This window comes from Lysobacter sp. Soil_N_23 (assembly GCF_057656135.1).
In genome coordinates this window covers 33,185-57,042 of sequence record NZ_JBDGKY010000006.1, presented here as the reverse complement: position 1 = coordinate 57,042, position 23,858 = coordinate 33,185, and the positions used below count along the sequence as shown (strand labels likewise).

The 23,858-nt window shown below is 65.2% G+C and carries 20 protein-coding genes and 2 tRNA genes; 4 read left to right on the top strand and 18 right to left on the bottom strand.

What is annotated here, in order from left to right:
* Positions 1-50 precede the first annotated feature (50 nt).
* From pheS to uvrB, 7 genes are all read right to left on the bottom strand, one after another.
* Positions 51-1,046 (bottom strand): phenylalanine--tRNA ligase subunit alpha, encoded by a 996-nt coding sequence (gene pheS / locus AC3A3X_RS06690; RefSeq protein ID WP_487582251.1) that lies wholly within the window; start codon positions 1,044-1,046, stop codon positions 51-53.
* 234 nt (positions 1,047-1,280) lie between these two features.
* On the bottom strand, positions 1,281-1,640 hold the full coding sequence (rplT, locus tag AC3A3X_RS06685; protein ID WP_487582250.1) for a 50S ribosomal protein L20: 360 nt from the start codon (positions 1,638-1,640) through the stop codon (positions 1,281-1,283).
* 13 nt (positions 1,641-1,653) lie between these two features.
* Positions 1,654-1,851 carry a 50S ribosomal protein L35 gene (gene rpmI, locus AC3A3X_RS06680; protein WP_027083463.1) on the bottom strand — a complete coding sequence of 66 codons (198 nt, stop codon included), beginning with the start codon at positions 1,849-1,851 and terminating at the stop codon, positions 1,654-1,656.
* Between the two features lie 381 nt (positions 1,852-2,232).
* The gene (gene infC, locus AC3A3X_RS06675) at positions 2,233-2,757 is read right to left on the bottom strand and encodes a translation initiation factor IF-3 (RefSeq protein WP_245157025.1); all 525 of its coding nucleotides are present in this window, start codon (positions 2,755-2,757) and stop codon (positions 2,233-2,235) included.
* 68 nt (positions 2,758-2,825) lie between these two features.
* On the bottom strand, positions 2,826-4,727 hold the full coding sequence (thrS, locus tag AC3A3X_RS06670; protein ID WP_487582249.1) for a threonine--tRNA ligase: 1,902 nt from the start codon (positions 4,725-4,727) through the stop codon (positions 2,826-2,828).
* 364 nt (positions 4,728-5,091) lie between these two features.
* Positions 5,092-5,166 (bottom strand) — tRNA-Val (locus AC3A3X_RS06665).
* Between the two features lie 342 nt (positions 5,167-5,508).
* Positions 5,509-7,542, bottom strand: coding sequence for an excinuclease ABC subunit UvrB (gene uvrB, locus AC3A3X_RS06660; RefSeq protein WP_487582248.1), 2,034 nt, complete (start codon positions 7,540-7,542; stop codon positions 5,509-5,511).
* Positions 7,543-7,695: 153 nt separating this feature from the next.
* Here uvrB and AC3A3X_RS06655 point away from each other — a divergent pair, with 153 nt between their 5' ends.
* A complete protein-coding gene (locus AC3A3X_RS06655) occupies positions 7,696-8,199 on the top strand; it encodes a GspH/FimT family pseudopilin (protein WP_487582247.1) in 504 nt (167 codons plus the stop codon).
* Positions 8,200-8,253: 54 nt separating this feature from the next.
* A tRNA-Asn gene (locus AC3A3X_RS06650) sits at positions 8,254-8,330 on the top strand.
* Positions 8,331-8,453: 123 nt separating this feature from the next.
* Here the strand turns inward: AC3A3X_RS06650 and AC3A3X_RS06645 are convergent.
* From AC3A3X_RS06645 to AC3A3X_RS06620, 6 genes are read right to left on the bottom strand one after another with little or no spacing between them, the layout of a single operon-like run.
* Entirely contained in the window at positions 8,454-8,867 is a 414-nt protein-coding gene (locus tag AC3A3X_RS06645) for a type IV pilin protein (RefSeq protein WP_487582246.1), read from the bottom strand.
* 51 nt (positions 8,868-8,918) lie between these two features.
* On the bottom strand, positions 8,919-12,386 hold the full coding sequence (locus AC3A3X_RS06640) for a pilus assembly protein (RefSeq protein WP_487582245.1): 3,468 nt from the start codon (positions 12,384-12,386) through the stop codon (positions 8,919-8,921).
* A 14-nt stretch (positions 12,387-12,400) separates the two neighbouring features.
* Positions 12,401-12,979 (bottom strand): pilus assembly PilX family protein, encoded by a 579-nt coding sequence (locus AC3A3X_RS06635; RefSeq protein WP_487582244.1) that lies wholly within the window; start codon positions 12,977-12,979, stop codon positions 12,401-12,403.
* Positions 12,976-13,980 (bottom strand): PilW family protein, encoded by a 1,005-nt coding sequence (locus tag AC3A3X_RS06630; RefSeq protein WP_487582243.1) that lies wholly within the window; start codon positions 13,978-13,980, stop codon positions 12,976-12,978. The genes AC3A3X_RS06635 and AC3A3X_RS06630 overlap by 4 nt, the downstream gene beginning before the upstream one ends.
* A complete protein-coding gene (pilV, locus tag AC3A3X_RS06625; RefSeq protein WP_487582242.1) occupies positions 13,977-14,468 on the bottom strand; it encodes a type IV pilus modification protein PilV in 492 nt (163 codons plus the stop codon). Before pilV ends, AC3A3X_RS06630 begins: the two co-directional genes overlap by 4 nt.
* Positions 14,469-14,481: 13 nt before the next feature.
* Positions 14,482-15,084: a GspH/FimT family pseudopilin gene (locus AC3A3X_RS06620; RefSeq protein WP_487582241.1), complete on the bottom strand. Its 603-nt coding sequence runs from the start codon at positions 15,082-15,084 to the stop codon at positions 14,482-14,484.
* A 143-nt stretch (positions 15,085-15,227) separates the two neighbouring features.
* Between AC3A3X_RS06620 and AC3A3X_RS06615 the strand changes: the two genes are divergently transcribed.
* On the top strand, positions 15,228-16,250 hold the full coding sequence (locus AC3A3X_RS06615; protein ID WP_487582240.1) for a sensor histidine kinase: 1,023 nt from the start codon (positions 15,228-15,230) through the stop codon (positions 16,248-16,250).
* A gap of 92 nt (positions 16,251-16,342) precedes the next feature.
* Here AC3A3X_RS06615 and ppnN read toward each other — a convergent pair whose 3' ends face one another.
* The 5 genes from ppnN to grxD form a co-directional block, all read right to left on the bottom strand.
* Positions 16,343-17,722, bottom strand: a complete 1,380-nt coding sequence (gene ppnN / locus AC3A3X_RS06610) for a nucleotide 5'-monophosphate nucleosidase PpnN (protein ID WP_487582239.1) — start codon at positions 17,720-17,722, stop codon at positions 16,343-16,345.
* A gap of 110 nt (positions 17,723-17,832) precedes the next feature.
* Positions 17,833-21,039, bottom strand: coding sequence for a TonB-dependent receptor (locus tag AC3A3X_RS06605; protein ID WP_487582238.1), 3,207 nt, complete (start codon positions 21,037-21,039; stop codon positions 17,833-17,835).
* A 324-nt stretch (positions 21,040-21,363) separates the two neighbouring features.
* Positions 21,364-21,960: a YhgN family NAAT transporter gene (locus AC3A3X_RS06600; RefSeq protein WP_487582237.1), complete on the bottom strand. Its 597-nt coding sequence runs from the start codon at positions 21,958-21,960 to the stop codon at positions 21,364-21,366.
* A gap of 24 nt (positions 21,961-21,984) precedes the next feature.
* The gene (locus AC3A3X_RS06595; RefSeq protein ID WP_487582236.1) at positions 21,985-22,770 is read right to left on the bottom strand and encodes an SDR family NAD(P)-dependent oxidoreductase; all 786 of its coding nucleotides are present in this window, start codon (positions 22,768-22,770) and stop codon (positions 21,985-21,987) included.
* Complete coding sequence (gene grxD, locus AC3A3X_RS06590; RefSeq protein ID WP_200604401.1) at positions 22,767-23,087, bottom strand: Grx4 family monothiol glutaredoxin; 321 nt, start codon at positions 23,085-23,087, stop codon at positions 22,767-22,769. The genes AC3A3X_RS06595 and grxD overlap by 4 nt, the downstream gene beginning before the upstream one ends.
* 159 nt (positions 23,088-23,246) lie before the next feature.
* Between grxD and AC3A3X_RS06585 the strand changes: the two genes are divergently transcribed.
* Positions 23,247-23,825 carry a superoxide dismutase gene (locus AC3A3X_RS06585; RefSeq protein ID WP_487582235.1) on the top strand — a complete coding sequence of 193 codons (579 nt, stop codon included), beginning with the start codon at positions 23,247-23,249 and terminating at the stop codon, positions 23,823-23,825.
* Positions 23,826-23,858: the final 33 nt, after the last annotated feature.

Here is a 23,858-nt window from a genome sequence, read left to right as displayed (position 1 = left end):
ACTCCGCGCTGCAGCAGATTCCTCGCTGCGCTCGGAACGACAAGGTGCAGTTACGCGAACTGCTTCAGGAAGCGCACGTCGTTGTCGAAGAAGCTGCGCAGGTCGTCGACGCCGTAACGCAGCATCGCGAAGCGCTCCACGCCCAGGCCGAAGGCATAACCGGTGTACTTCTCCGGATCGATGCCGACGTTGCGCAGCACGTTCGGGTGGACCATGCCGCAGCCGAGCACTTCCAGCCAGCGGGTCGAACCGTCGGGCTGCTGCCAGGCGATGTCGACTTCGGCGGACGGCTCGGTGAAGGGGAAGTAGCTCGGGCGGAAGCGCATTTCGAAGTCGCGCTCGAAGAATGCGCGCACGAACTCGGCCAGCGTGCCCTTTAGGTCGGCGAAGCTGGCGTGCTCGTCGACCAGCAGGCCTTCGCACTGGTGGAACATCGGCGTATGGGTCTGGTCGCTGTCGCTGCGGTAGACCTTGCCCAGCGCGATCATGCGCAGCGGCGGACGGGTGTCCTGCATGTAGCGCACCTGCACACCGGAGGTATGCGTGCGCAGCAGGCGGCCGTCGCCGAAGTAGAAGGTGTCGTGCATGGCCCGCGCCGGATGGTGCGGCGGGAAGTTCAGGGCCTCGAAGTTGTGCCAGTCGTCCTCGATCTCCGGGCCGTTGCTGAGCTCGAAGCCCAGGCGCCCGAAGATCTCGGCGATGCGCTCCATCGTGCGGCTGACCGGATGCAGGCCACCGCGGCCGGGGTCGATGCCCGGCAGGGTGACGTCGATGCTCTCGGAGGCCAGGCGCGAATCCAGCGCGGCATCGTCGAGCACGCGCTTGCGCTCGCCCAGTGCTTCAGTCAGCGCGTCACGCGCGCGGTTGATGGCCTCGCCGGCGCTCTTGCGCTGGTCGGCGGGCAATGCGCCCAGCTGCTTGAGCTGCGCGGTGACGCTGCCCTGCTTGCCCAGCAGCGCGACGCGCAACGCCTCGACGGCGTCGGGCGTGTCGGCGGCGGCGATATCGCCCAGCGCCTGCTGCGTCAGTGATTCGATTCCACTCATTTGCCAGCAACCCCATTGGACAACCGGATCGTCATCCCCGCGAAGGCGGGGACCCAGCGACTCTGTCCTTGCCGTACCCCAGGACGCTGGGCTCCCGCCTGCGCGGGAATGACGGACAAAGGGCAGAGCCCAAAACGAAACATGGGGAAGGACTTGCGCCCTTCCCCATGCGTGTACTGCGTTGTGCCGCGGCAACACGATCCGCAGTGCGAACCGTGTGACCGGGCGAGCAACTTACGCCGCGAGCGCGCTCTTCGCCTTCTCTGCCAGCGCTGCAAAACCCTGCGCGTCGTGCACGGCGATGTCCGCCAGCACCTTACGGTCGAGGGTGATGCCAGCCTTCAGCAGGCCGTTGATGAAACGGCTGTAGCTCAAGCCGTTGATGCGGGCAGCCGCATTGATGCGGGTGATCCACAGCGAACGGAAATGACGCTTCTTCTGCTTACGACCGATGTAGGCGTACTGCAGGGCCTTCGTCACCGCCTGCTTGGCGACGCGGAAGACCTTGCGACGGGCGTGATAGTAGCCCTTGGCCTGCTTCAGGATTTTCTTGTGACGGCGGCGCGCCGTAACACCACGCTTGACTCGTGCCATTGTTCAGTCCTCCTCAGAGATAAGGCAACATGCGGTCCAGACGGCCCGCGTCCTCGGCACGAACATGGTTCGTCTGCCGCAGGTTGCGCTTCCGCTTGGTCGCCTTCTTGGTGAGGATGTGGCTCTTGTTGGCGTGGCCGCACTTGTACTTGCCGGAAGCAGTCTTCCGGAAGCGCTTGGCTGCCGCCCGATTGGTCTTGATCTTGGGCATTGCGATGTCCTTTCGGAGTTTGGTCACTGGCCTGGGCGGTGGCTCGCGCCACTCTTTCCGTCCTGCCCTTGCCGGCTTGTAAGTCGTTGATCTTGAAAGGATTCTACGACAGGTTCCTGGTACAGCACACAACAAACCCGGCGAACCGGGCCGCACATTATGCGGGCTGGCTGCCGGGCTTGCAAATGTTTTCTTTGAGAATCAGGGGTTTGGGGCCTTAACCCACGCTCCCGCCGCTCCTGGCCCCCTCTCCCGCTTGCGGGAGAGGGTTAGGGTGAGGGCAGGCAGCCGGTCACCCAAAAAAGCCAAGGGCGCCTGGCGGCGCCCCTTGCCCTCACCCCGGCCCTCTCCCGCAAGCGGGAGAGGGAGCAAAGCGGCGGGTCAGACCTTCTTCTTCGGCGCGATCATCATGACCATCTGCCGCCCTTCCAGGCGCGGACGCGACTCGATCACGATGTCCTCGCCCAGGTCGGCCTCGATCCGCGCGGCCATCTCGCGGCCGAGCTCCTGGTGGCTCATTTCGCGGCCACGGAAGCGGATGTTGACCTTGACCTTGTCGCCCTCTTCCAGGAAGCGGCGCATGTTGCGCAGCTTGATCTGGTAGTCGCCTTCGTCGGTCACCGGACGGAACTTGAGTTCCTTGATCTCGACCTGCTTGGTCTTCTTCTTCGCCTCGTTGGCCTTCTTCTGCTGCTCGAAGCGGAACTTGCCGAAGTCCATGACCTTGCAGACCGGCGGATCAGCGTTGGGCTGGATCTCGACGAGGTCGAGGCCTTCGTCTTCTGCCATGCGCAGCGCTTCGTCGCGCGTAAGCACGCCGATCATCTCGCCATCACTGCCAATCACGCGCACGCGCGGGACGCGGATTTCCTGGTTCTTGCGATTCGGCTTTTCGGGGGTACTGATGTTGCAATCTCCGGTATGGATCGTGCCGGCCGCCGGGGGTGGCAGCCGGACCTGTGCAGCTTACGGGCTTATTGAACGCCCTCATTGCGCAAACGCGAGGCGAATTCGGAGACGGTCATCGTCCCGAGGTCCTCCCCTCCCCGCGTGCGCACAGAAACCTCGCCGTTTTCCTTCTCGCGGTCTCCGACCACGAGCAGGTAGGGCACGCGCTGCAGGGTATGCTCGCGAATCTTACGGCCGATCTTTTCGTTGCGCAAATCGGCATCGACCCGGAATCCTTGATTCGCAAGGGTTTTCCGGACTTCGTCGACGTAGTCGCCCTGGGCGTCGGTGATGTTCATGACCACCGCCTGGACCGGGGCCAGCCAGGCCGGGAACTGACCGGCATGGTGCTCGATCAGGATGCCGATGAAGCGTTCCATCGAGCCGACGATGGCCCGGTGCAGCATCACCGGATGGCGGCGCTGGCTGTTTTCGTCGACGTATTCGGCGCCCAGGCGGCCCGGCATCATGAAATCGACCTGCATGGTGCCCAACTGCCAGGTGCGGCCGATGGCGTCCCTGAGGTGGTATTCGATCTTGGGGCCGTAGAAGGCGCCCTCGCCGGGCAGCTCCTCCCACTGCACGCCGGCCGCGCTCAGGGCCGAGCGCAGGGCGTTTTCGGCCTTGTCCCAGGTGGCGTCGTCGCCCAGGCGCTTGTCCGGGCGCAGGGCGATCTTGATCTGGATCTCACTGAAGCCGAAGACGTCGTAGACGGCCAGGGCCTGCTGGTGGAAGGCGCTGACCTCGGCCTCGATCTGGTCCTCGGTGCAGAAGATGTGGCCGTCGTCCTGGGTGAAGCCGCGCACGCGCAGGATGCCGTGCAGCGCGCCGGAGGGCTCGTTGCGGTGGCAGGCGCCGAACTCGCCGTAGCGGATCGGCAGGTCGCGGTAGCTGTGCAGGCCGTGGTTGAACACCTGCACGTGGCCCGGGCAGTTCATCGGCTTGAGCGCGTAGGTGCGCTTCTCCGATTCGGTGAAGAACATGTTCTCCTGGTAGTTGTCCCAGTGGCCGGACTTCTGCCACAGCGACACGTCGAGGATCTGCGGGCAGCGCACTTCCTGGTAGCCGCTGTCGCGGTAGACCTTGCGCATGTACTGCTCGACGACCTGCCAGATCGACCAGCCCTTGGGATGCCAGAAAATCAGGCCCGGCGCCTCTTCCTGCAGGTGGAACAGGTCCTGCTGCTTGGCGATCTTGCGGTGGTCGCGCTTCTCGGCTTCCTCCAGCTGGGTCAGGTAGGCCTTGAGGTCCTTGTCGTTGAGCCATGCGGTGCCGTAGATGCGGCTGAGCATCTGGTTGTTGGAATCGCCGCGCCAGTAGGCGCCGGCGACCTTCATCAGCTTGAACGCGCGCAGCTTGTCGGTGGACGGCACGTGCGGGCCGCGGCACAGGTCGGTGAACTCGCCCTGGCTGTACAGCGACAGGTCTTCGCTGGCCGGGATCGATTCGATGATCTCGGCCTTGTAGGCCTCGCCGATGCCACGGAAGAACGCAACCGCGTCGTCACGCGACTTCACGCCACGCGAAACCGGCAGGGCTTCCTTGACGATCTTGAGCATCTCCGCCTCGATCGCCGGCAGGTCTTCCGGCGTGAACGGGCGCTCGTAGGCGAAATCGTAGTAGAAGCCGTTGTCGATGACCGGGCCGATGGTGACCTGCGCGCCCGGGTACAGGCGCTGCACGGCCTGCGCCAGCAGGTGCGCGGCGGAGTGGCGCAGCACTTCGAGGGCGTCGGGGTGCTTGTCGGTGACGATCTCGAGCGAGACGTCGTGGTCGATGCGGAAGCTGGAATCGACGAGCTTGCCGTCGACCTTGCCGGCCAGGGCGGCCTTGGCCAGGCCGGCGCCGATCGAGGCGGCGACCTCGGCGACGGACACGGGCTGTTCGAATTCGCGGCGGCTGCCGTCAGGGAGGGTGATTGCGATCATGAGAGGGCGTCTTGCTGGCGCGCGGGTGCGCGGCTTGGCGGTTGGAGATCGTCGGAAGCGGCAACAAATCCCGGCTTCCGGAAACGAAAAACGGCGCCGCGGCGCCGTCCTGCAGGGGCGTCGTCGGCGTTCAGCGATGGGAAGTGGTAGTGCTCATGTCGCACGCTCGGCCGGCGGTGTTGCCGCGGGCCACCTCTGGGTCCTGTTTCCGGCCGATGCCGGAGCCAAGTGAAATAGTTGGGCCTTCGCACGGCCAAGTCAACGCCGGAGCGCGGGCGGCCTGCAAGCGGCGGGAATCCGCCCCGGAAAGCACGGGCCCCGAAAAGCAGAACGGCCGGGCAGAGCCCGGCCGTTCGCAACATATTGGTGGGCGGTACAGGGTTCGAACCTGTGACCCCTACCATGTCAAGGTAGTGCTCTACCGCTGAGCTAACCGCCCTTCGTTTCGCCACAAGTGGCTCACGAGGGCGCGCAGTTTAGCCCGTCGGCGCGATGGCGGCAACACCCTGATCTGTCGGAGCGGTGGCGGCAACGCCCCATTCCGTCAGCATGGTGGCGACAGCTTCCCGTCATTCCCGCGAAGGCGGGAACCCAGGGACGTTGCTCTGCGCGTTGGCTGACGATACAGATTGGTGTCGCTGCATCGCAGGGAGCAGAGTCGCTGGGTTCCCGCCTTCGCGGGAATGACGGTCTACTGGCCTTCGCGGGAATGACGGGGCACTGGCCCTCGCGGAGAGTGACGGGGTACTGGCCTGCGCGGTGGTGACGGGTCAATACGTCTTCATGCCGCGAAGCCGGCGTCCTTCAGTTGCCGCAACTGGTCGCGCACCGCCGCGGCTTCCTCGAACTCCAGATCGCGCGCGTGCTGGTACATCTGCTGCTCCAGCGTCTTGATCCGCGCTGCGAACTGACTCGGGCTGAGCCGGGCGTACTCGGCCAGGTCCTCGGCGACCTTGCGTGCCTTGCCCCTGCCCTTCGCGGTCTCGCCCGGTTCGGCGCGGGCACCTTCCATGACGTCGACCACGGCCTTCGCGATCGACTTGGGCGTGATGCCGTGCTCCAGGTTGTACTCGACCTGCTTCGCACGACGCCGGTCGGTCTCGTCGATCGCCTTCTGCATCGAGTTGGTGATGCGGTCGGCGTACAGGATCGCCTTGCCGCGCAGGTTGCGCGCGGCGCGGCCGATGGTCTGGATCAGCGAGCCGGCCGAACGCAGGAAGCCTTCCTTGTCGGCGTCGAGGATCGCCACCAGCGACACCTCCGGCATGTCCAGGCCCTCGCGCAGCAGGTTGATGCCGACCAGCACGTCGAACTTGCCCAGGCGCAGGTCGCGGATGATCTCCACGCGCTCGACGGTCTCGATGTCCGAGTGCAGGTAACGCACGCGCACGCCGTGCTCGCCGAGGTATTCGGTGAGGTTCTCGGCCATGCGCTTGGTCAGCGTGGTGATCAGCACGCGATCGCCCATCGCGACGCGTTCGCGGATCTCGCCGAGCACGTCGTCGACCTGGGTGCCTACGGGGCGGATCTCGACTTCCGGGTCGATCAGGCCGGTCGGGCGCACCACCAGTTCGACGATCTGGTCTTCGGACTTGCGCATCTCGTACGGGCCCGGCGTCGCGGAGACATAGATTGCGCGCGGCGAGCGGCCTTCCCATTCCTCGAAGCGCAGCGGCCGGTTGTCGAGCGCCGACGGCAGGCGGAAACCGAACTGCACCAGGGTTTCCTTGCGCGAGCGGTCGCCCTTGTACATCGCGCCGATCTGCGGGACGGTCACGTGCGACTCGTCGACCACCAGCAGCGCGTCCGGCGGCAGGTAGTCGAACAGGCACGGCGGCGGCTCGTCGGGCATGTGCCCGGTGAGGTGCCGCGAGTAGTTCTCGATGCCGTTGCAGTAGCCGACCTCGGCCAGCATCTCCAGGTCGAACTGCGTGCGCTGGGCCAGGCGCTGCGCCTCGACCAGCTTGTTCTCGGCGTACAGCTGCTCCAGGCGCATGCGCAGCTCGTCCTTGATCGTCTCGATCGCGTCGAGCACGGTGCGGCGCGTGGTGACGTAATGCGAACCCGGGTAGATGGTGTAGCGCGGCACGCGGCGCAGGGTCTCGCCGGTGAGCGGGTCGAACACGCTGAGCTGCTCGATCTCGCCGTCGAACAGTTCGATCCGCAGCGCCTCGGAATCGCTTTCCGCCGGATGCACGTCGACGACCTCGCCGCGCACGCGATAGGTGGCGCGGCGCAGCTCGGTGTCGTTGCGGGTGTACTGCATCTCGGTCAGGCGACGGATCAGCTCGCGCTGGTCGATGCGCTCGCCCCGGACCATGTGCAGGACCATGCGGAAGTATTCGTTCGGATCACCCAGGCCGTAGATCGCCGACACGGTGCAGACGATGATCGTGTCGCGGCGCTCCAGCAGCGCCTTGGTCGCCGACAGGCGCATCTGCTCGATGTGCTCGTTCACCGAGCTGTCCTTCTCGATGAAGGTGTCGCTCGATGGCACGTAGGCTTCGGGCTGGTAGTAGTCGTAGTAGCTGACGAAATACTCGACCGCGTTGTGCGGGAAGTACGCCTTGAACTCGCCGTACAACTGCGCGGCCAGGGTCTTGTTCGGCGCCATCACCAGGGTCGGCTTCTGCACCGTCTGGATGATGTTGGCGACGGTGAATGTCTTGCCCGAGCCGGTCACGCCGAGCATGGTCTGCGAGGCCAGTCCGCTCTCGAAGCCGTCCACCAGGCGCGCGATCGCCTGCGGCTGGTCACCCGCGGGCTCGTAGGGCGATACCAGTTGGAAGCCTGCGGGATGGAGACTGTCGTTCATCGGCGATGACCCCGGGGTAATCCTTCAGTGTAGACGGTGCTGGAGATGGGGGCAGCGGTGGCGGTTCCCTACCCCGGCTCGCTTCTGCGCGCCGACTGGATTCAGCTGCCGGCGCGCGGATAGTCGGTTGCCCGCGACACCGGAATTGGCGCCATGGATCGGCACCCGCAAGGCCTGACCCTGCTCGAGCTGCTGGTGGCCGTGGTGATACTGGGCGTGACGCTGGGCCTGGGTGCGCCCGCGTTCAGGCAACTATCGGTGGCGGTCCGGGCCAATGGCGCTTTCCACGAATTGACGTCGTCGCTGGCGATGGCGAGAACCCTCTCGCTGGTGCGCGGTGCCCCGGTCGTGGTCTGCCCGAGCCAGGATGGCGTCACCTGCAGGCAAGACAGCGTCTGGGACCAGGGATGGATCACATACACGGCACGGGACGGCAGGCTTGTGCGCGCTTCGTCCGGCGGACGGGGGCTGGTGATCAGAAGCAATCGACAGCGCCTGCGCTTCCAGCCGGACGGCTTCAGTGAGGGCAGCAATCTCACCTTGTCTGTGTACGCCGCCGCGGGAGGCCCAATGATCGGTAGCATCGCGGTGAGTCGGGCAGGCCGGATCCGATCGGAACGGACGCCAATGGCCACGAACAGCAGTAATTCGCCCTGATCTTCCGCCTGGACTATTGACCCAGTCCGCGGAGGCTTTACAATGCCCGTCCCCGCCCGAATAGCTCAGCCGGTTAGAGCACTTGACTGTTAATCAGGGGGTCGTTGGTTCGAGTCCAACTTCGGGCGCCAGATAAAAGAAAAAGGGCTGCGAGAGATCGCAGCCCTTTTTCTTTGTGCCTGCCGAAGCCGGCGCGTCCCGTGGAAGCGTGGCCCGCGCTGGCAGGCCACCCGTCCCTAGTCATTTCTGCGCGATCACCAGCACGAGCTGACGCTCGTGGAGGTGTTGCTGACGCTCTTGACGCCCAGCTGGTTGATGTTGAGCGTGGCGCACTTGGTGTCCTTGCTGGCCTGCTGGTTCTGGGGAACCGCTTGCACTACGTACGTCGTAGGCGACATCCCGGTGAGGCCGATGTTGTAGTGCGCGGCCAGATCGGTCCGGCACGCGATCCCATTGAGGGGCGGCGGGTTGTTGGCCGCATCGATGACGTATCGCAGGTTCGTCGTGTAGTAGCGCTCCATGTACTGCGCCACTTCCAGGCTGCACGCCGCCGCCGCCGCCCGCCGCGTCTTGACCACGTGAGTCTGGTAGCTGGGATAGGCGATGGCCATCAACACGGCCACCACCAGCACGGCGATCATCAATTCGATCAGCGTGAAGCCCGACATCCGACGAGGGCCTCCGGTTCGCACAAACAGTTTGCCTGCAGTTTTCATCGATCAGTCCTTGAGACCTTCGCGCCAGGAGACACGGCCCCAACCGGGACCCCAGTTGAACTTCACGCAGCCCGGCGCGCCCGTGGTGCCGTTCACGCAAATGATCGGAGTGCTCGGGGCGCCGCCGGAACCCGGAACGAAGCCGGGCAGTCCGACAACTCCGTCGGTGATCATGCCCAGGTTCATGCCGACCGAACCTGTAGGCACGGTGGTGTCGTTGGTGCCGTCGCCATCGCTGTCGACGGGGAGTTCGTCCTCGTGGTTGAAGATGCCATCGCCATTCGCGTCGATGAACGGTGTCGATACGGCACCACCGGTGAAAGCATCGATGTAGTTCAGATACCCCGAGCCACCGACCGAACAGGCGGTGTTGCCCGGAATCACGCTGGAGGCGACCAGCACGTTGCCCGCGATCACGAACTGCGCACCGATCATGCGCTCGCCTTCGGCGGTGCCGCTGGGCGGGGTCTCCAGGTCGACCACCCAGCCTCGCTTGTCCGCCATGTCGCCAGCAACAGGCTTCTCGAATGCACGGAAGGTCTTGGTGGTCCCGTCCTCCGCCGTGATCGTGCCCGCCACCTTGATCGTGCGCTCCTTCAACTCGTCGCGGCTGGCGATGGCCGTGCCGGTGTCGGTGAAGCCATACCAGCTCTGGACAGAGTTGTCGTCCGGGTCGGTCTCGGTGATGTAGCGGCCGGTGCCAAACAGGATCCAGGGCGTGAACGACACCGGGCTGTAGGCGATGGTGATGCCGCCGGTGATCGGCTGGCGCTTGGTCACGTCGGTGCCACTGACCTGGGTCGTGTGGGTCGCGGTGAACAGCTTGGTGGCGCTCCACTCCGTGGGGTCGGCACTGGTCAGGTCGAACTTCCAGACATTGCCCTGCAGGTCGCCCGCGTAGGCGTGGTCGGCCGTGCCGTTGCCGTCGATGTCGACCGCGGTCGGCATCGACAGGCCATTGGCGGTTTCGCTGTTGGTGGTGATCTTGGCCAGTTGCACGCCGGTCTCGGCGTTCACGACGAACAAGGCCGCCTTGTCGCTGGTGCTGTTGATGCCGTTGGGCACCAGCACGCCAGTGGCGCCATTGGTCTCGTTGGTCTTGACGATCAGCGGCCGGCCCAGTACCTGGCCCATGTCGTCATCGCCGGGAAACTCCCAGGCGCGACCGGTGGTGCTGAAACTACCCGGCGTCGTGACATCCAGGCCGAACACGCCCTTGCCGCCGCGACCGAGCGTGCCGATCAGGATGTTCTTGTCCGGCGTCTGGGTGCGCGTGGACACCACGATCGGACCGTCGACGTAGAACTTGTGGACGAAATCGACCTTTTGGCTGATCTCCTTGAGCTGGGCCATGTCGATCAGGCCCGGCACGTAGGCAAACAGTTCGTGGCCGTTGGTGGCGTCGATGGCATGCAGCATGCCGTCGTTGGCACCGACGTAGACGGTCTCGGTGGTGCCTTCCTTCACGTAAACGGGCGAGGAATGGACGACGTCGCCGAAGATGCTGCCGCGCGCGCGGTAATCCGTTCCTTCGCCAGCACGATTGCCCTTCACATAGTTGGCGATGGCCGTGGTGAGTATGGTTTCCTGGGCAGTGGTCGGGAAGCTGACGGGTGCCTGGCCATTGCTTCCGAAGGTCAGCACGGTGCGACTGGTCGGAATGCCGGCCGCCGCGTTCCACAACTGGGTCTTGGATACGCCGGTGGAGGTCACCGCAAACGCCTTGACGTCGCCGCTCCATTGCCCGGACACAAAGCTCGCCACGTAGCTGCGCGTCCCGTCGCTCAGGGTGGTGCCGTTGAACGAGACGCTGGAGGCCGAACCAACCGCTTCCGCGATCGAGTTCAGCGCCGCGCGCAGGCCAGTGGTAAACGCAGTCGGGTTGGTAGCAGCAACGAACTTGCCGCGACTGTTGACCGCCGCATGCAGCAGGTCGTCGATCTTCTCGGGTTTGTCGGTGCTGCCGCTCGGATCACCCCAACTCTTCGCACCGCTGGTCAGGGCGGCCAGGTCCGTGTCCGCGAGCCGGCCCTTGAGGCCGATGGAGATGCCGAACGTGACCATGTGCTGCCAGAACGCCGGATTGGCGGTGACCGCGGTGCTGGTGGACGCCGGCACGATGTTGTCGAGGTCGTCTCGAAGGTCGGTCTTCCAGTAGTGCATCGCGATGTCGCCGAGCGTGTCGGTGGCCGAATGCGAGAAGGGGCGATCGGGCTCGTAGGTGAAGGTGCGTCCATCGGGTTCGCCGAAGGCATCGTGGCCAATGATCTCGGACCCGGCCGTGCCGTCCTCGTTACCGATTGCGTTGTAGTTGCTCTGGTCGTTCCAGTAGCCGTCAGTCGTCAGGATCGCGAAGTTCTGCCGGCACGCCAGCTGCGGCTCGCCCGCCGTACCCGAACTCCAAGGGCCGTTGTCATCATCTCGCTTGAAGTACTCACCGGCGTTCTGTAAGGCGCCTTGCAACGGCGTGCCCTGGTTGCCCTCGGCGGAAAACAGCCGGTCGAACCAGATCTTGCGATTGGCTGCGTCGGTTTCGGTGGTCGTCGCCGTCACCTTCTTGAACAAGCCGCCGGCATTGGTCACCGGAATATCGAAGCCGCGACGTTGCCAGATCGTGCGGTAGCCGACGCGGTAATTCTCGCCCAGGTCGTTGAAGGCGTAACTGGCGCCGGCCTTGGCGACCTTCATGCGCGTGCGGTGGTAGCCGTACCACGTCGCGTAGTTCTGCCATTCCTCGGCGATCGTTCGCGTGACCGTAGTGACCGTGGTTCCCTCGGTCGTCGTCCAGGTGAAACCTGTGTCCGTGATCGCGCTGCACGTCCAGCGCCACTTGTTGCTGCCGTCCAGGTTCGGCAGGCACTTGCGCGCCGACGTGCTATTGATCAGCTCGTAGAAGGCGTACTTGGAGAGGTCTGACAGATCGCCCTTGTCATCGTCGGGAACGTAGAACCTCCTGCGGCTTCCCTGGATGCTGCCCTTGTTGCTCGCCGCCGTTGCCGGAGCACCCGGGTGCGCCGGCACGGCGAACGCGAGATTCTCATCGGTGTAGGTGAGTGCCGCCGTCACGGCCGGCCCATCCGTGCCATCTGCAAGCTTCCAGGGCTTGTAGGTGATACGCGGGTTGTAATAGAGCGTGTTGTAAGTGTAGGCGAAGTTCCGGTCGTCGCTCGTGCCGGAGGAATTGATTGGCGAGCCGATCCTGTCCAGTTCGAGGCGCGTGTTGTTCGATTCCACCGTCTCGATGTCCCCCAGATCCTGGTTGCGCATGTCCGTGTCTTCCATCGACCCGGAATCGTCAAGGATGAACATGATGTTCGGCGCAACCGGAGTGCCGGACTGCAGCGGATTGGGCGGGATCACCAGGGCAGCATGACTCTGGGCACCCAGCAGGGTCGCCAGGAACGTGATGGTCGACGCGGCCAGCAGTTGCTGGCCGGCGCCTTTGGATCGCTTGCGTGCAGGAGTTGTCATGTCGGGGTCCGGACTCAAGGCGAGGGAATGCGGAGGGCGGACTGGAGGAGGATGCTGGCGCGTCCGGCGGCTTCGTACTTGGCGCTGATGCGGAAGAGCTTGGCCTTGCACAGCGGATCGCTCGGCTTGCCGTTCGGCCCCATGACCTGGTCGCATTTGGCGGTGGTGTTGTACTCGCCGAGATACTCGACCAGGTACTGCAGGTCGTTGGCATTGATGACCGCAAGCGTTTCATCGCCTTCCAGCCGCGTCGCATTGACCCAACCGGTGGTGCCAAGCGAGCGGTCCAGGCCCGTCGTCGGTGGCCCGCAAACGCCGAGATTGCAGTTGGAACCGGCGGGGATCACCGTGTCCGGGTTCGCGGCCACGGCCTCGCCCTGGCGCAGTGCCGTCTCGGCGGCCTGGAACGAAAGACTGCGATCGAACAGGTTGCCGCTCATGCGCTCTTCGAGCATGGTTCCACGCAGGCTGGCCAGACCCAGCAGGGTCATGATCAGCAGCAGGACCAGCACCACCAGCAAGGCGATGCCGCGCTGCCGTCCGCGAGCGGCGATGGAGGGATTGGAGCGTCGCACGGAAGGTATGCGGTTCATGCGTTTCGGTTCCGCAAGGTGACTACATGGGTGATCTGGCGGCGCAGGCCGTTGCCGTCGGTACCGACCTTGATCCGGTCTTCGTTGTTGCCCTGCTGGCCTTCGAGCTGGAGCACGATGCGAACTGCCGTGACGTTCTTCCAGTTGCTATCAGCCGTGATAACACCGGCATCGACGTAGGTCGTTTCGCCGGGTACCAGGTAGGTCAGTTGCAGGTCACGAACACCTTCGATGATCTCGATCTCGGTGCCCATGGCATCCTGGAACAACGAGTTGCCACCCCGCCCGTTGTCCTTGACGTACCAGCGCACGCCGCGCACCTTGGCCAGCATCGCCTGGCCGTTGGCAGCGGTGCCGTAGTTGTAGGCAGTGGTGCCGCAGGCGCCACCCAGTCCCAGGCCGGTGCCGCAGTTGCCTGTGGTTGCGACCGGGATGCTGGCGCCGGACGGCGTTCCGACCTGGAAGATCGTCCCCTGGTTGCCGTCGCAGGCCATGACCACGTCGTTGGCGACGATGCCGTGCGTGGCGGTGCTGGCAGTGAAGGCAGCGGATCCGTAGCTCGATACCGTCACCGCGCTGAGGCCGGCCGAGTGCATTTCGATTGCATCGGTCCCGGCCAGGCTGTCGGGGAAAGCGCCATTCTCATAACCCCGCAACCCGTTGCCCCAGTTCGCCCACCAGGCGCCGGAGGTCAACAGATTGGCTACTGGCAGCATGATCACCGAGGCCGACGTGGCCGGCGAAGGTTGCGGCTGCCGACAGGCCGTGCCATCGGCCTCGCGGATATCGCGCGCCAGCAGTTCGAACCCGATCCGTCCACCTTCCTGGATGCGACCCAGGCTCTCGGTGGCGACATAGGTCTTGCGGTTGCTCATGAACATGGCGATGGCGCCGCCGACGACGAGCAGCCCCAGCAGCATCGCCACCATCAGCTCGATCAGGGTCACGCCGCGGACACCGCGGGCGCGGAAGCCACCTTGGTTGCGGATAGCAGCGCTCACATCTGGCTCCTGGTAACGATCTGGTAGGTCTGGCTGCCGCCGGCGGAACGACTCTCGTCCCATTCGACGGTTACCGTGCAGACACTGGCTGCGCAAACGATGGTTCCGCAGGGTGTACCGCCCAGGCTGGCCCTGAGGTTCCCCATCCAGAGCCGGACGTCGTTCTGCGCCAGCGTTCCGGTCGCCGTCGGCACGTCGCAGGTCCGCGCCAGGTCATAGGCGTCAAGCGCCGCGGCCTTGGCCGTGGGGTTGCTGATTCCGCTGCCCGGTACTGCGGCGCGAATCGCATCGAGGATCGCGTAGCTCTCGATCACCGCCTGGCTGCGGCCGAGCGAGGTCTGGCTGTTGCGGAGCGCGGCGGCCTGCAATGCGGCGACGCCAAGCAGGCCGATTGCCAGCACCAGCACGGCAATCAGCACCTCGAGCAGGCTCATGCCGGCACTGGATCGCGGATGCGAAATGGGCTGCCTCTTGTTTCGTGAAGTCATCGCTGCTCTCTCGCTAATCGCTATTGCCAGGGGCGGCGCAGTCGCCGTTGTTTCGGCGCTGGACGGAGGTTCGCCCACCCAGTCCGATGGTCACGTCGCGCGCGTTATCCGCCGGCAGGTCAACTGCAGCGCACACACCGATCTTTGCCTGCAGCAAAGCGCCTCCGGTATCGCGCGGGAAACCGTCGGACCGGAAAACCAGCTTGCCCTGCGTGACGTTGCTGCTGGACTGGACCGTAGCCGGCGCGAGCACGGTGAGCGCCTGGATGATTGGCTCTCCGGCATCGACCGTGCCGTCCCGGTCGGTGTCGGCGAAGACGATCCAGCCGTCCCATGTGCTGCTGTTGGAGCAACTGGCGCTGTCCGACGAACTGCACATGACCACGCGCGCGTTACGCCGGATCGCCTCGGCGCGGGCGAGCTGGATGCTCGCCAGCAGTTCGTTCGCCGGCGTCGTGATCCGCGCGGAGTTGTGAACGTAGCGGAAGCTCGGGATGGCAATGCCCATCACCACGCCGAGGACCACCACGGTGATCATCAGTTCGACCAGGCTGAAGCCCGCTGTACGCCGTTGCCGCTCCGGATTTGACCGGAACGGGCCATCAATGTGATGCAAGGCGGTGTACTCCCCAATTACCCAAGGCCAAAGGTATTTCAGGCCTTGTCGGCATGCCAGCGGCGTCGGGACAGGCGGGGCGATTTGTCCGGCCAGCGGTAGGCGCGGTGAATTTGCCGGCGCGGGCGTGCATCATGCTGCCCATGCCACACCATGCCCCAACGCGCCCGCTCGACGCCCTATGGCAGGCGCCGGCATTGATCTGGGTAGTCCTCGCCGGCGAGGGACTGGCCGTGGTCCTGGCGCTGGCGCCTGGCGTCGATCTGGACCGCTGGGTCTATTTCGGCCTGACTTCCATGGTTATCCAGTGGGTGGCCCTGCTGACCCTGGGCGGCCTGTACCTGCTGCGCCGCCAGCTGAGCGACTACCGGCCTCAGCGGTTGAGCTATGTGGCGCTGGGCCTGCTGCTGTTGAGCACCTGGTTGGTGGCGGGTCTGTCGTGGCTGACGATGCGGGAACTGTGGCCGATGACGCAGGGCGGCTGGACCTCACTGTTCCTGCGACTGACCGGCATCTGCCTGACTGTCGGCTTCCTCGGCCTGGCCGCATTCCAGAACCACTGGCGCGGCATGCTGCACGCCGTCCGCGCCAAGCAGTCCGAACTGTTGGCACTCCAGGCCCGCATCCGCCCACACTTCCTCTTCAACACCCTCAACACCGGCGCGGCCCTGGTCCACCGGCAGCCGGAAGAAGTCGAACGCTTGCTGCTTGACCTGGCCGACCTGTTCCGGGCGGCGCTGGCCGGCCCGCACGACATCTCACTCGAGGACGAACTGGCCCTGGCTCGCCGCTACCTGGAGATCGAGCAGTTGCGCTTCGGCGAGCGCCTGCAGGTTGACTGGCAGCTACCGCGGGAGATTCCCGCGGTGACCGTCCCCGCACTGTCGATCCAGCCGCTGGTCGAAAACGCGATCCGCCATGGCATCGAGCGACGGCCCGACGGCGGCCAGATCGAGATCGCGGTCACGACCACGCCGGAAACAGTCATCGTGCGCATCATCAATCCGCTGGCGTCGCGGGCCGGGCAAAACCCCGGCCATCACGTCGGCCTCAATGCCTCGCAGGTCCGCATCGAGGCGCTTACCGGCGGGCGTGGCAGCGTGATCACGCAGTTGGAAGGCAAGCGGTTCATCGCGACCGTGCGGTTGCCGGTGTCGCAGGCGTAGCTGCGGCGGCCTGCCCTGCCCTCACCCCTCTCCCGCCAGCGGGAGAGGGGCTCCATGAATCAGGCGACCTCGCGGGAGAGGGGTTCGACGCGTCAGGCAACCACGCGATAGCAGGGCTTGTACTCGCCGGCGATCTTCATGCGCCGCTGCTCGACGAAGGCGCGCAGCAGTGCATCGAGCGACTGCATCATGTCGGCGTCGCCGTGGATCTCGAACGGGCCCTGCGCCTCGATCCGGCGCATGCCGTCTTCCTTGACGTTGCCGGCGACGATGCCGGAGAACGCGCGGCGCAGGTCGGCGGCCAGTTCGTGCGGCTTGCGGCCGTGGTGCAGGTCGAGCGAGGCCATCGCCTCGTGGCTGGGCACGAACGGACGCTGGAACGCCAGCGGAATGTCGACCGACCAGTTGAAGAAGAACGAGTCCTTCTGCGCGATGCGGTGCTCGCGGACCTTGCGGATGCCCGCGGTCATGCGCTTGGCGACCTTGTCCGGCTCGCCGACGATGATCTCGTAGCGCCTGGTGGCTTCCTCGCCCAGGGTCAGGCGGATGAACTTGTCGATCTGCTCGAAGTACGGCGCCGACGCGGTCGGGCCGGTGAAGATCAACGGGAACGGCAGCTGCGCGTTTTCCTCGCGCAGCAGGATGCCGAGCAGGTAGAGGATCTCCTCGGCCGTGCCGACGCCGCCGGGGAAGACGATGATGCCGTGGCCGAGCCGGACGAACGCCTCCAGGCGCTTTTCGATGTCCGGCATGATCACCAGGTGGTTGACGATCGGGTTCGGCGATTCGGCAGCGATGATGCCCGGCTCGGTGATGCCGATGTAGCGCGTGCGCCCGCGACGCTGCTTGGCGTGGGCAATGGTCGCGCCCTTCATCGGGCCCTTCATCGCACCCGGGCCGCAGCCGGTGCAGATGTCGAGGCCGCGCAGACCGAGCTCGTAACCGACCTGCTTGGTGTAGACGTATTCGTCGCGCGAGATCGAGTGACCGCCCCAGCACACCACCAGGTTGGGCTCGGTCGGATGCAGGATGCGGGCATTGCGCAGCAGGCCGAACACCGAGTCGGTGATGCCCGCGGAGGTTTCCAGGTCCTGGTTCGAGTCCGGGCCCAGTTCCATCACGGTATAGGCCAGGTCGCGGACCACGGCGAACAGCAGTTCGGCGACACCGCGGATGATCTCGCCGTCGACGAAGGCCATCGCCGGTGCATGGGTCAGGTCGATGCGCACGCCGCGATCCTGCTGGTGCACCTGGATGTCGAATTCGGGATACAGCTCGCGCGCGGCGCGCGGGTCGTCGGACGCGCTGCCGCTGGTCAGCACCGCCAGCGCGCAACGGCGCAGCAGGTCGTGCATGCCGGTGGACACGTCGCGCAGGCGCGCAACCTCGTCGCGCGAGAGGACGTCGAGGCCGCCTTTCGGGTAGATCCGGGCGTTGACGGTGGGGAGGGTGGTTTCAATGGTGGCGCTCATCTTTCTCTTCTTTTCTTCTGTTTACCGGCGTGACTCTAGCGTGCCTCCCCCACAAAAGAAAACGGCCGGGAAACCCCGGCCGTTTTCGTGCATACAGGCAACCGAGACGATCAGAACTCGTAGCGGACGCTGACCTGGGCGGCCCAGCGCGAAACGCCCTTGTCGTCGTAGATCGTCAGGCTGTCAGGCGTGTTGAAGCGGTACACATACTTGCCGGTCGCCGGATCGATGCCGCCGTACTCCACCACGCCGCGCATCGCCGGGAATGCCGCTTCCTCGATACGACCCCAGTCCTTGTTGATCAGGTTGCCGACGTTGAGGATGTCGAACGACAGCTCGGCCTTGTGGCCCTTCATGAAGCCCGGGAATTCCTGGGCGATGTGAAGGTCGAACTGATTGACCCACTCGCCATGGGCCGCGTTGCGCTCGGCAACCTGGCCACGGTGCGAGTTGAGGTACTCGTCACTGTAGATGTACGCCCAGAACGCAGCCTCTTCCGCGGCCTGCGTCGCGCCTTGGCCGACGATCACGTCGCCCGGAGCGCTCGGGATGTACAGCAGGTCGCTGAACCGCCCGTCGCCGTTGGCGTCGTTGTCGAAGGTGTAGCTGTACGGACGACCCGTGCGACCTTCATAGACCAGCGACACGATGGTGTTGTTGTCGCCGAAGAACGCATGCTTCCAGCTCGCAGTCGCCAGGAAGCGATCCTTGATCTCGTAGCTCGAGGTCGCAGTGACTTCCTCGTTGGCCTGGAAGACCGCGGTATTGCCCAGCTGCGAGCTCGAGGTCGAGCTGGTCAGCGGACTGACTTCGTTGGCGTTGGTGTACGTGTACGACGCAGCCCAGGACCAGTCGCTGTCGTTGAACGGCTTGTTCAGCGCAAGCGTCAGCTGCTGGCTCTCGCCCTTGGTGGTCTGCCTGGCGATGATGGCGTCGTTGAAACCCCTCTGCTCCGGCGAACGGTTGCCGCGGGCGGTGGCGCCGTTGCTGGAAACACCATCGCGGTTCCAGTTGGCAGGATCCAGGCCCGCCGCGTTCCAGTAGATCGCGCGACCGTCGGTCTCGCTGACCGCACCGGTATTACCCAGGTTGAGCTGCTGATAGTAGATACCGTCCTTGACCGAGGTCAGCACCAGCTCGGTCGAAGCGACAATGCCCCACCACGGCAGCTCGGTGTCGAACGCGATGTTGGACTTCCACACCGACGGCTGCGCCAGGTCGTTGTCGATGAAGTCCACCGACTGCTGGCCCGGCGTACCCCCGTCCTGGGCAATGGCCAGCTGGCCATTCGGGTCCGGCGAGAACAGCGTGGTGCCGTTGGAGTCGAAGAAGTCGGTGTAGGTCACGCCGTTGTTGGCATACGGGTTGGCCAGCCACACCGTGGCCGCCGCGCCCTTGAACAGACCCAGGCCGCCGCGGATCTGGCTCGGACGCTCGCTGTCGAAGGTGTAGTTGAAGCCGAATCGCGGCGACCACAGGTCGGTGCCGTCGATGGTGTTGTCATTGCGCACGCCAAACAGCGCCGAGGCCGCCGCGTTGAACACCGGCTTGTCGTCGACGATCGAGCCGTCGTAGCGCAGGCCGTAGGTCAGCGTCAGGTTGCTGTTGACCGCCCAGCTGTCCTGCACGAACACGCCGATGTTCTTCTGGGTGAACGTCGCGGCCATCGCGTCCAGGTCGCCGCCCTGCGGGTAGAACAGCTGGTAGCGGCTGGAACGGTTGGCGGCGTAGTCGGCGATGCTGTTGAAGGTGTAGACACCGTTGACGCGGCGGCCGAACAGGTTGTAGACCTCGTTGGACTCGTAGTCGACGCCGAACTTGACGGTATGGTCGCCGAGGAACAGGTTGCCTGCGAAGAAGGCGTTCCAGGTCTCGGTCTCGAGGACGTTGGCGTGCGTGTTCTCTTCGGTGCCGAAGTTGAGCGTGTTGCTGCCGATGCGCACGGCGATCGAAGGCAGGTCGACGAGCGGGTTACGCACAGCCGAGTAATCGCGATAGGAAACCTTGGCTTCGGTCGAGAACGTGTCGGTCCAGTCACTGAACAGCTGCGCGCTGTACGTGGTCAGCTCGAAGTCCTGCACGTAGTGGTACGTGTTCAGCGCAAGCGCCGAGTTGCTGAAACCCTGCAGGAACGGCGTGCTCTGCTCGGTCTTGCCGTAGCGGAAGGTGGCTCGTTGAGCGTCGGTGATGTTCCAGTCGATCTTCAGGCCGTACTCTTCGCTCTCGGTGTCAAGCGAGGGCTTGGCCAGGGTGCCCGGGTCGAAACCCTTTTCCTTGGACAGATCGATGATCTCTTTGATCTGATCCTGGGTGATCTGGACGATGTTGCTCTCGCCCGAGCCGATCGGACCGAAACCGGAATTGCCGGTGAACAGGTCCTTGCCGGTGTAGTTCTCGTAGTTGGCGAAGAAGAACAGCTTGTCCTTGACCAGCGGGCCGCCGAAGGTCATGCCGTAGGTCTGTTCGTTGTCGAACAGCGTCGGACGGATGTCGTTCTGGTTCTTGCCCGACCAGTCGTTGTCGCGGTAGATGCCGTAGACCGAGCCGTGGAACTCGTTGGTGCCCGACTTGGTGACGGCGTTGATCACGCCGCCGGTGCCACCGGAAATGGTGACGTCGTAGTTGGCGACGTCGACCGAGATTTCGTCGATGGTGTCCATCGAGAACGGCTGGCGCGGGGTCGGCAGGCCATTGCCCTGCAGGCCGAAGGAGTCGGCGCCGCTGATGCCGTCGACGCGGATGACGTTGTAGCGCGGGTTCTGGCCACCGACCGTGATTTCGTTGCGGGCCTTGTCGCTCTGCACGACGCGCGGGTCGAGGCGGGCGAAATCCTGCAGGTTGCGATTGATGCTCGGCATCGTCTCGATCTGCTCGCGGGTGATCTGCGAGCCGGCGCCCATCTTGTTGGCGCTGAACACTTCCGAGCCGCCGTACGAGATCGCCTGCACCGATTCCAGCGTGGTGACTTCGTTGTTCAACGACAGGTCGACCTGGTTGACCTTGTCGAGGTTGAGGAAGACGCCGTCCTGGCTGGTCGTGCCGGCGCCGGCCTTGTTGATGGTGACCGTGTACGGACCGCCGACGCGGAGGCCGCGGGCGTTGTAGCGGCCGTCGGCACCGGTGGTGGCGCGGCTGACGGTGCCCGACTCGGTATGGGTGATGACGACTTCGGCGCCGGCGACCGGCTGGCCGTCTGCAGCGACGACGCGGCCACCGATACCGGCCGAAGTGGCCTGGGCGAACACGGAAGAAGTGGCGAGGGCGGCGAGCAGGCCAAGGGTGAGCTTGGACATGCGGACGCGGTTGGGATGGGTCATTACGATGGCCTCATGCATGATCGAATGAAAAGAAAACGGCGCGACCCACGCGGAGTTGTTCCACGGCGTGGGTCGACTATCGGATTTGCGGCTGCCCCGGCCCCTGTGGGGTGCGGGCCCCTGACCACTGTGTTAACAGTAGTTTAACAGGCTAGGCCGGACTTGTGACAGAGACGTGACGGCCGTCAAGAAACGCCGAAGGCGGCAAAGTTGGGGCCGGCAAGCAGACGGCTTTGCGGAACCGGCCTTGGCCCGTTGCCGGATCGCTGGCGGCCGGGCGGCCCGGCCGGGAAAAGCGAGCCGCGGCGAGGCGCGGCCAATGCCTTACGGAGGGGCGATCTGCAGGTAGGTGCCCAGGCCGTCCAGGAACATCTGCACCGAGATGGCCACCAGCAGCATGCCCATCAAGCGCTCGATCGCGGTCAGCGCGCGGATGCCCATCAGTTTGTAGAGCAGGGTCGCGCTGAAGAGGATGGCCGCGGTCGCGCCCCAGGCGATCAGCAGGGCCAGGCTCCATTCGCCCAGGCGGGCCGGCTCGTTGCTGCCCATCAGCATCACCGCCGCCATGCCCGACGGCCCCGCCACCAGCGGGATGGCCATCGGCACGATGAAAGGTTCGCCGTCGGGGATCTCGCCCATCAGCCCTTCCGGCGGCGGGAAGATCATGCGGATGCCGATCAGGAACAGGACGATGCCCCCCGCTATCGAGACCGACTCCTGGCGCAGGTGCATCAGTTCCAGGGCGTACTTGCCGCCCCACAGGAACATCATCAGCACCGCCAGCGCGATCAGCAGTTCGCGCGCGAGCACGATCCGCTGGCGCTTGGGCGGCAGGCCACGCAACAGGCTCAGGAACACCGGCACGTTGCCGAGCGGGTCCAGGATCAGGAACAGCAGCAGTGCTGCCGAGGCAATCGTCATGGGCGTGGCGTCATCGGTAAGGCGTCAGAGGCCGGAAAGCGTCGGCAGTGTCGGCAGCGCGGTCGCGGCCGGCGGGTTCCAGACCTGGCCACGATGGACTGCACCGGCCTGCGACAGGAGGGTGACGCAGGCGGCGGCATACGCCGACGGCTCGACGGCGCCGCGGTCGTTCTCTTCGACGTAGGCCTTGGCGCGCAGCGCTGTGCGCATCGGGCCGGGCTGAAGACCAGCCACGCGCACCGACGTGTTGGCGAGTTCACCGTGGAGCGTGCCGACCAGACCGGCCAGGCCTTGCTTGGCGACGCCGTAGCCACCCCAGTAGGCCTTGCCGATGCGTGCCGGATCGTCGAGCACGAACACCACGGCCGCATCACGCGCCTTGCCGAGCAGCGGCAGGCAGGCCTGGGTCAGCCACCACGGCGCGGTGAGGTTGACGTGGATCGCGCGGGCGAACACGGCAGGGTCGGTCTGCGCCAGCGGCGTCAGTCCGGCGAATTCGGCGGCGCAGTGCAGTACGCCATCCAGTCGCCCCACTTCACTCTCCAGTCGCTGTGCCAGCTCGGCGTAATCGTCGGGCGATGCGCCTTCCAGATCGAGCGGATACAGCATCGGCTCCGGGCCGACCTGGGTCAGTGCGTCGTACACACGGTTCAACTTCGGCAGCTTGCGTCCGAGCAGCACGACCGTCGCGCCGGCGCGCGCGCACGCCAGCGCCGCGGCCTGGCCGAGGCCGCCGTGGGCACCGGTCACCAGGATCACGCGCCCCTGAAGCGGGCGCCCGTCGAGCGCGCGGTCCACTGCAGGACTCACTGGCTGTGGGTCTCGCTGATCATGCGCGCCAGCTCACCGGACTCGAACAGCTCCATGGTGATGTCGCAACCGCCGATCAATTCGCCGTGGATGAACAACTGCGGGAACGTCGGCCAGTTCGAATAGCGCGGAAGATTCGCGCGGATCTCCGGATCCTCGAGCACATTGACGGTGTGCAGCTCGTCGGCACCGGCGGCCTTGAGCGCCTGCACCGCGCGGCTGGAGAAGCCGCACATCGGGAACTGCGCCGTCCCCTTCATGAAAAGGACGATCGGATGGCTTTCGACTTCAGCCTGGATCCGCTCCATAACGGACATGGGTGCAACTCCTGCGATGGTGCGTTGCGGACCTTTGACGGCACGGCAACGAAGCGTGGGGATAGAATGTCCAATTGTAAGCCTTCCCGAGCCGCGGACGCTCCGGCACCCCGGATATCGCCCCCGGCCCTCCCCTTAGCCAGCCCTCTGGAGCCCGCAATGGCCATCGAACTGCCCGCCCTGCCCTACGACCGCACCGCGCTCGAACCGCACATCTCCGGCGAAACCATCGACTTCCACTACGGCAAGCACCACAAGACCTACGTCGACAACCTCAACAAGATGATCGAGGGCACGCAGTTCGCCGGCCTGGCGCTCGAGGAGATCATCCGCAAGTCGCAGGGCGGCATGTTCAACAACGCCGCGCAGATCTGGAACCACACCTTCTACTGGAACTGCCTGTCCCCGAATGGTGGTGGCGAGCCCGGCGGCAAGCTGGCCGAGCTGATCAACAAGGCCTTCGGCGACTTCGCCAAGTTCAAGGAAGAGTTCACCAAGGTCTCGGTCGGCACCTTCGGCTCGGGCTGGGGCTGGCTGGTGCAGCGTCCGGACGGTTCGCTGGCCCTGGTCAGCACCTCCAACGCCGCCACCCCGCTGACCGGCGACGACACCCCGTTGCTGACCTGCGATGTGTGGGAGCACGCCTACTACATCGACTACCGCAACGCCCGCCCGAAGTATCTCGAGGCGTTCTGGAACCTGGTCAACTGGGACTTCGTGGCTGCGAACCTGAAGTAAGCCGGTTTTGCCCTTCTCCCGCACGGCGGGAGA